Here is an 8,278-nt window from a genome sequence, read left to right as displayed (position 1 = left end):
GATTCCTCGCTGCTGATCCGCTGGCGCACGTGGCTGACGCACAGCCTGTACGAGCGCTGGCTCGCAACGGCAACCATTACCGGATCCCGTTCACCGACGAGGAGGCCGACAACCCCGATCAGCGCATCCAGGCCGACGTCAACAGCTTCATCGTGCAGACCACGACGCTGTCGATCCGGTTGCTGAGCCAGGCCGCGCAGCTCGTCTCGTTCATCGTGATCCTCTGGACCCTGTCGCGGGACTTCGTGGTGCCGTTCACCGACACGGTGATCCCGGGCTTCCTGGTCTGGCTGGTGATCGCCTACGCGGTGGTCGGCACGTGGCTCACCCACCTCATCGGCCGGCCGCTCATCGGGCTCGACTTCCGGCAGGAGCGGGTCGAGGCCGATTTCCGCTTCGCGCTGGCCCGCAACCGCATCTACTCCGAGCAGATCGCCCTGCTGCGCGGCGAGCGGGCGGAGGCCTCGCGGCTCTCGACGCTGTTCCACAGCGTCATCGATAACTACGTCGGGATCATCTTCCGCCGCATCAAGCTGATCGCCTTCACGTTCAGCTACCGGCAGGCGAGCGTGATCTTCCCGATGGTGCTGGCGGCCCCGTCCTTCTTCGCCAAGAAGATCACGCTGGGCGCCCTCCAGCAGACCTCGCAGGCCTTCAGCCAGGTGCAGAGTTCGCTGTCGTTCTTCGTGGATTCCTACACGACGCTGGCGGCCTACAAGGCCAACACCAACCGTCTCGGATCCTTCCGCCGGGCCATGACCAAGGCCGAGGCCCTCGAGGCCGCAGGCTACGGCTTGATCCAGGGCAACGAGAGCACGGGCGACGTCACCGCGCGCGGACTCGTCCTCGCCCTGCCGGACGGGCGCCCGATCGTGACCGCCGACACGCTGACCCTGCCGCGGGGCGGCGCGACCCTGGTCACGGGTCCCTCCGGCTCGGGCAAGTCGACCCTGTTCCGGGCGATCGCTGGGATCTGGCCGTTCGGCAAGGGCCGGGTCGACGTGCCCGCCGGGCAGTCGGCGCTGGTGCTGCCGCAGCGGCCTTACATCCCCCAGGGGACACTGCGTGGCGCCGTGGTCTACCCGAACACGACCGATCAGTTCTCGGACGCGGCGATCAAGGATGCGCTGACGGCCGCCCAGCTGCCGCACTTGGTCGACCACCTCGACCAGACCGACACCTGGGAGCGGCGGCTGTCGGGGGGCGAGCAGCAGCGGCTGGCCATCGCCCGTGCGCTTCTGTCCAAGCCGGAATGGCTGTTCCTCGACGAGGCGACGGCCTCGCTCGACGAACCCTCCGAGGCGGCCCTCTACCGGATGCTGCGCGAGCGCCTGCCCGGGACGACGATCGTGTCGATCGGCCACCGCTCGACGCTGGACGCGTTCCACGAGCGGCGCATCACGCTGGAGCCGGAGGGCGGTGTGTTCGTGCCGCGGGCGCGGCGGGAGGCGTTGCCGGCGGAGTAGCGGGCGGCGCCGCAGCGCGCCTTCGGCGGCAGAGGGCTGCGAGCCTAAACGTCGCCGCCGGACGCCAGCGTCTCCGGGACAAGCGCGATCTTCATCCGCCGCACCGGCTGGCGGCGACATCTATCGGGATCGGCAGGAGACGCCGGAGACGCCGCGGCTCTCCCTCCCCCGCGAGGGAGGAGGGACGCCCTTCGGATGCGGCGATTTAGCGGTGAGTTCCTGTCCGCAGCCCCGCAGCGGCCCGGGCTGCCTGCTCGATCGCCGCCGGATCGGGCGTGCCGGGCTTCACCACCCAGCTGCCGCCGACGCAGAGCACGGACGGGAGCGCCAGCCAGTCGGGGGCGGTCGCCTCGGTGATCCCACCCGTCGGGCAGAACCGCACCGCGCCGAACACCGCCGCGTGCGCCTTCAGCGCCTTGATCCCGCCCGCGGCCTCGGCTGGGAAGAACTTGAACCGGTCGAGCCCGTGATCGAGCCCGCGCATGATGTCGGCCGCCGTGGCGACGCCCGGCAGATAGGGGACGCCGTTGGCCTTGGCGGCGTCGGTCAGCGGGTCGGTGAGCCCCGGCGAGACGATGAACTCCGCCCCCGCCCCCAGGGCGTTCTCCAGGTCGCGGGGGTTGAGCACCGTCCCGGCGCCCACAACCGCGCCCTCGACCCGGGTCATCTCCCGGATGATATCGAGGGCGGCCGGAGTGCGCAGGGTGACCTCCAGGGCGGTCAGGCCGCCCTTCACCAGGGCTTCGGCGATGGGCCGGGCCTGCGCCACGTCGTCGATCACCAGGACCGGAATGACGGGCACGGAGCGCATCAGCGCGTCGATGCTGGTCAGATCATTCATGGTCGGCACCTCCTCTACGAACTCAGAGACCGGCGGCGGCGAGCATCGCCGAGGCGCCCCGCTCCGCCGTATCGGCCCCCTGGCGCATGAACGCGAACAATTCCCGACCGGTGCCCTGCGCCGGCTCCGGAGCCTCGGCCTCCGGCCGGGCGGCCAGCTCTGCCTCGTCGACCAGCACCTCCAGCAGCCCGTCCGCCGCGCTCAAGCGGACGATGTCGCCGTCGCGGATCCGCCCGATCGGACCGCCGCCCAGCGCCTCGGGGCTCAGGTGGATCGCGGCCGGAACCTTGCCCGAAGCCCCCGACATGCGCCCGTCGGTCACCAGCGCGACCTTGTGGCCGCGGTCCTGCAGCACGCCCAGCGGCGGGGTGAGCTTGTGCAGCTCCGGCATGCCGTTGGCCTTCGGGCCCTGGAAGCGGACCACCACCACGACGTCCCGCTCCAGCTCGCCGGCCTTGAAGGCTTTGAGCACATCGTCCTGGTCCGAAAAGACCCGGGCCGGTGCCTCGATGGTCCGGCGGTGCTCCTCCACGGCGCTGGTCTTGAACGTCGCCCGGCCGAGATTGCCCTTCACCAGCCGCATGCCGCCATCCGGCTGGAACGGGTTCGCGGGCCGGCGGAGCATCGCGTCGTCGAGGCTCTCCGGCACGGCGTCCTCGAAGACCAACTCCTCGCCGGCGAGCTTCGGGTCGCGGGCGTGGTCGCGCAGCGACTGGCCCGCCACGGTGAGGATGTCGTCGTGCAGCAGGCCGGCATCCAGCAGCGCGGCCATGACGAAGCTCATGCCGCCGGCCGCGTGGAAGTGGTTCACGTCGCCGGAGCCGTTCGGATAGACGCGGGCAATCAGCGGAACCGCGCTGGAGAGGCGATCGATATCCGCCCAGTCGATCACGATGCCGGCGGCGCGGGCGATGGCCGGCAGATGGATCGCGTGGTTGGTCGAGCCGCCGGTGGCGAGCAGGCCGACCGCAGCGTTCACGATCGCCTTCTCGTCGACGCACAGGCCGAGCGGCCGGTAATCGTTGCCGGCGGCGCCGATCTCGGTGAGCCGGTGGATCGCCGCCCGGGTCACGGCCTGGCGCAGCTTGGTGCCGGGATTGATGAAGGACGCGCCGGGCATGTGCAGGCCCATCATGTCCATCATCATCTGGTTCGAGTTGGCGGTGCCGTAGAACGTGCAGGTCCCGGCGCCGTGGTAGGAGGCCGACTCGGATTCGAGCAGTTCCGCGCGGCCGACCTTGCCCTCGGCGTAGAGCTGGCGGATCCGCTGCTTCTCCTTGTTGGCGAGGCCGGAGGGCATGGGCCCGGCCGGGATCAGGATCGTCGGCAGGTGGCCGAAGCGCAGCGCGCCGATCAGCAGGCCCGGCACGATCTTGTCGCAGATGCCGAGGAGCGCCGCGCCGTCGAACATGCCGTGGCTCAGGGCCACCGCGGTGGACAGGGCGATCGTGTCCCGGGAGAACAGCGACAGCTCCATGCCGGTCTGCCCCTGGGTGACGCCATCGCACATGGCCGGCGTCCCGCCCGCCACCTGCGCGGTGGCCCCGCGCTCCCGGGCGAACAGCTTGATCTGGTCCGGATAGCGCCCGTAGGGCTGATGAGCCGAGAGCATGTCGTTGTAGGCGGTGACGATGCCGATGTTCATCACCGTCCGCTCGTCGCGGATCGCCGCCTTGTCCTCGCCGGAGGCCGCGAAGCCGTGGGCGAGGTTGCCGCAGGCGAGCTTGCCGCGCCGGACCCCCGACTCGCGCTCACGGGCGATCAGGTCGAGATAGGCGCGCCGGGTCTCGCGGGAGCGCGCCACGACGCGCTCGGTGACCGCCGCGACCTCGGGATGAAGCTCGGTCATTCTCGTTCCTCCAGGCTCGGTGCCGACGGGCGCGGGGCTGAGGCCGTGATTCGGGCTCGGTCCGGCGGCCGCGTCGGTGGCTGGTATCTAAGGAGTGCACCGCGGGATGTAACCCGGGCGGCGCGCGGGAGCGCCCGGCCATTTCGGGAGCCGGCGTCCGATTCACAGCCTCATCCTGAGGCGCCGGGGCGCTCCAGGCATCGGGCGGCTCGCCGGAGCGCTCCTGCGAGGCGACGTCGCCGCATCTCAGAATGAGGCGCGGCTGATGGGACCGCCCGGGTTGCAGAGGCGCCGGAATCCGCGCTTGCGACCCGGGCGGCACGCGTCCGTCGCCGACCCTCAATACTCCCAGAAGATGCGCTGCAACTCCTTGGTGTCGGTCGTCTTGGTAAGCGCCACGGCCGCCAGGACCTTGGCCTTGGCGGGGTTCAGGTCGTGGGCGACCACCCAGTCGTACTTGTCGTCGGGCTGCTCGGCGTTGCGCAGGACGAATCCGTCCGGCACCCGTGAGGAACGGATCACGAGCGTCCCCTTGGAGCGGATGTCCTTGAGCTTGTCGACGAGGTAGCCGGGGACCGAGCCGTTGCCGGTGCCGGCGTTGACGATCGCCTTGGCGCCCGCTTGGACCTCGGCATCGTAAACGCCCGGGATCATGTTGCCCGAGCCGTAGACGATGCCGACCAGCGGCAGGCTGTCGATCTGGTCGATGTCGAATTCGGAGCTCATGTTGTGCCGCTTCGTGAGCGAGCGGAAGAAATAGGTCTTGCCCTCGACGACCATGCCGAGCGGGCCCCATTGGCTGTAGAAGGCGCTGGGCACGATGTTGGTCCGCTTGTTCACGTCGCGGCCGGACTGGATGTAGTCGTTCATCGTCACGGTGACGCCCTGGCCGACCGCCTCCTTGCTGGCGGCGACCGTGACGGCGTCGAGCAGGTTGAGGGCACCGTCCGCCGAGATCGCCGTGCCCGGCCGCATCGAGCCGACCACCACGATCGGCTTGTCGCTCTTCACCACGAGATCGAGGAAGAACGCGGTCTCCTCCAGGGTGTCGGTCCCGTGGGTGATGACGACGCCGTCGACGTCATCCTGCTTCAGAAGCTGGGACACGCGCTTGCCGAGCTGGACGAGCTGGGCGTCGGTGAAGCTCTCGGAGGCGATCTGGAAGACCTGTTCGCCGCGGACATTGGCGATGGTGTTCACCTGCGGCACGGCCGCGATCAGCTTGTCGACCGGCACCTTCGCGGCCGTGTACGTGGCGCTGTTGGCGGCATCGGCGCCGGCGCCGGCGATCGTGCCGCCGGTGGCGAGGATCACGACGTTCGGCTTCTTCACCGCTGCGGCGGTGCCGGACTCGGGCATCTCGCGGGCGCCGAGGGGAGCCGCCCCGAATCCGCCGGCCAGGGCCAGGGCGAAGATCGCTCCGCGCAGGGGTAGGGCCGCACCGCTTCGGCAGGAGAACATCGGAAATCCTCGATGGTGGACGGGAGGACGAGTCGGACTCGACGCGGGGATGGTAGCCGCGCCTCGGTCCGAGGCAAGGATCATGCAGGGCTCGGACATGCAGGGCGCGGCGGATCGTTACGCCCGCTCGGGCGTTAGTCGGGGTTGTTGTCCGCTCGGAGGTAAGCCCCATGCTGAATCTCGCCGGCCTGCTCGAGGAACTCGAGCGGAGCGAGCCCGCACGGGCCGCGATGTCGATCCTCGAGGCGTCCCTTGCCCGCCGCTCGGTGGAAGAGCAGGGGGCCTTCTGGCGCGCCGTCGACATCTACTACGTCTCGCGGAAGGCCCCGCCGGAGGCGACCGACCCGGCTACGGCGACGGCTGCGCCGGAGCTGGCCGCGGTGTCGTAAGGCCCGGCCGACAGGAACGGCGCCGCTTTCGGCTTCGCCTGCGGCGCCAGGCATCGACACGGACGGCAGAAGCCGTCGTGGCTTCGGGGTCGAAGCGCCGCGTTCAGGCGCGCACCGGCACAGCCGGGGTCCTGCCCCCGCCGCTCTCGGGCTCGGTGCCCGCGCGCACCGCGCCACGGGTCTCGGGCATCAGTGCGAAGTACAGGACGAAGCCGAGCGCCGCGATGGCCGCCAGCGCCAGGAAGGCGGTGGAATAGCCGGCGGACACGATGATGACGCCGGCGAGCGTGGCGCTCAACGAGGCGCCAATTCCCTGAGCCGTGGCCACGGCGCCCTGGGCCGCGTTGAACCGGCCGCCGCCGCGGGTCAGGTCGGCCACCACGATCGGGAACAGCGCGCCGTAGACGCCGGCGCCGATCCCGTCGAGGAGCTGCACGCCCACCAGCCAGAACGGGTTGTCCGACAGGGTGTAGAGCACGCCGCGCAGCGCCAGGATCCCGAAAGCGGTCAGGAAGATCGGCTTTCGGCCGATCACGTCGGCCTTGGCGCCCACGAAGATCGCCACCGGCACCATCACGCATTGCGCCGCTACGATGCAGACCGCGATCAGCGACGTCGCGTGGTCCTTGCCCGACAGGTGCGTCAGGAGCTGGCCCACCGAGGTCAGCATTGCCGCGTTGGCGAGGTGGAAGATCGCGCAAAGCACCGCGAACAGGAGCAGCGCCCGGTTCTGCAGCAGGGTGGCGAGGCCCGAGGGCTTCTCCTGCGCCTGCTCCTCCTCCTCGGTCATGCCCCGGGCGAGGTCGTTGTCGATGGCGTCGGCCGGCACCATCAGCATGGCGCCGATCGAGAGCGCCGCCAGGATGCCCATCAGCCAGAACACGACCACGGGCCCGAAGAAATAGGCCAGACCGCCCGCCAGCGCCGCGGAGACCGCGTTGCCGGCATGGTTGAAGCCTTCGTTGCGGCCGATCCGCTTGGCGAACATTTTCGGGCCGACGAGGCCGAGGGTGATCGCGGCGAGCGCCGGAGGGAAGATCGTGCCGGCGACGTGGGCGATCGATTGGGTGGCGGTGACGAGGTAGAAGTTGGTGATGAACGGCAGGACGAGGCAGCTCGCCGTCACCGCGATGGCACCGCCGATCACCACCGCGCGCTTGTGGTTGGTGGCGTCGATCAGCGCCCCGGCCGGCGTCTGCGCTACGAGGCCGAGGATGCCCGCAATGGTCATCACAAGGCCGGTCGTGGCCTCGTTCCAGCCCTGGTCGGGACCGCGCACGGCGATCAGGTAGATGGCGAGGTAGGGGCCGAGGCCGTCACGCACGTCCGCGAGGAAGAAGTTGAGCGCGTCGAGGCCGCGCAAAGCCTTCGCGGAGGTAGTCCGGGCGCTGCGCGCGCCTGCGCCTGTCTCGATCCTGTCCATCCCGCCGCGATCCCCCGATCGACGAATGGCCCGGTCCCGATCCGGGCCGCGCCGTCGCATGCGGGGCTCGACGCCCGCGCGTGCCAACGGTTCCCGGCCGCGGCAGTCCTCACGCCGGATGTGAACGCTTCTCCGGTCCCAGAGGCGTCAGCTCGGGTCGATGTCCCGCGCAGCGTCCGGATTCCCGACAGCTTCTGTCGTCTCTTCCGACAGATCAGCCCCTGGCGCAGCGAGGCCATAGCGCTCGATCTTGGCGTAGAGGAGCTGCCGCTGGATGCCGAGGCGGCGGGCGGCGCGGGCGCGGTTGCCGTCGGCTTCGCGGAGCGCGGCGGCGATCATGGTCCGCTCCAGGCGGGCGACGGCGCCGGGCAGATCCCCGGCCAGCCAGCTGTCCGCCGTATCGCCGCCACGCCGGTCGGTCCGCATCGCCGGCAGGTCGATCGCCTCGGCCGCGATGGCGCCACCGCGCACCAGCATGGCCGCCCGCTCCACGACGTTGCGCAACTCCCGGACGTTGCCGGGCCATTCGTAGGCCAGCAGGCGCGAGGCGGCTCCACCGCTGAGGCGCTTGCCCGAGGGCACGAGGAAATGCTCGGCCAGGGGCACGATGTCGGCGAGGCGCTCACGCAGGGGCGGCAGGGTGATCGGCACGACGTTCAGCCGGTAGAACAGGTCGGCCCGGAACCGACCCTCGGCGACCAGCTGCGGCAGATCGCGATGCGTCGCCGCCACGAGGCGGACATCGACCCGGGTGGACCGACCCCCCAGCGGGGTCACGACGCAATCCTGGATCACCCGCAGGATCTTGGCCTGCATCGCCGCCGGCATGTCGCCGATCTCGTCTAGGAA

General features: G+C 70.4%; 6 protein-coding genes and 1 pseudogene. 2 read left to right on the top strand and 5 right to left on the bottom strand.

Features of this window, described 5'->3' with window-relative positions:
• Positions 1-1,466 (top strand): annotated as a pseudogene (locus I53_RS12010) (ABC transporter ATP-binding protein/permease); the annotation flags it as partial.
• A 205-nt stretch (positions 1,467-1,671) separates the two neighbouring features.
• Here the strand turns inward: I53_RS12010 and eda are convergent.
• The 3 genes from eda to I53_RS11995 form a co-directional block, all read right to left on the bottom strand.
• A complete protein-coding gene (gene eda, locus I53_RS12005; RefSeq protein WP_187294345.1) occupies positions 1,672-2,307 on the bottom strand; it encodes a bifunctional 4-hydroxy-2-oxoglutarate aldolase/2-dehydro-3-deoxy-phosphogluconate aldolase in 636 nt (211 codons plus the stop codon).
• A 22-nt stretch (positions 2,308-2,329) separates the two neighbouring features.
• Positions 2,330-4,156: a phosphogluconate dehydratase gene (gene edd / locus I53_RS12000; RefSeq protein WP_043350955.1), complete on the bottom strand. Its 1,827-nt coding sequence runs from the start codon at positions 4,154-4,156 to the stop codon at positions 2,330-2,332.
• A 339-nt stretch (positions 4,157-4,495) separates the two neighbouring features.
• A complete protein-coding gene (locus I53_RS11995) occupies positions 4,496-5,617 on the bottom strand; it encodes a type II asparaginase (RefSeq protein ID WP_043350954.1) in 1,122 nt (373 codons plus the stop codon).
• A gap of 170 nt (positions 5,618-5,787) precedes the next feature.
• On the opposite strand from I53_RS11995, the gene I53_RS11990 reads away from it, so the two are divergent.
• Entirely contained in the window at positions 5,788-6,006 is a 219-nt protein-coding gene (locus tag I53_RS11990; RefSeq protein WP_043350951.1) for a hypothetical protein, read from the top strand.
• 103 nt (positions 6,007-6,109) lie between these two features.
• Here I53_RS11990 and I53_RS11985 read toward each other — a convergent pair whose 3' ends face one another.
• Both I53_RS11985 and I53_RS11980 read right to left on the bottom strand, forming a co-directional pair.
• Positions 6,110-7,429, bottom strand: coding sequence for an MFS transporter (locus tag I53_RS11985; RefSeq protein ID WP_043350950.1), 1,320 nt, complete (start codon positions 7,427-7,429; stop codon positions 6,110-6,112).
• A gap of 147 nt (positions 7,430-7,576) precedes the next feature.
• Positions 7,577-8,278 (bottom strand): sigma 54-interacting transcriptional regulator (locus I53_RS11980; protein WP_043350947.1); only part of this gene is annotated, 702 nt, incomplete at its 5' end.

This window comes from Methylobacterium sp. B1 (genome assembly GCF_000333255.1).
GTDB lineage: Bacteria > Pseudomonadota > Alphaproteobacteria > Rhizobiales > Beijerinckiaceae > Methylobacterium > Methylobacterium fujisawaense.
Note: the sequence above shows the minus strand (reverse complement) of the source record. Positions and strands in the feature narration are given on the sequence as shown.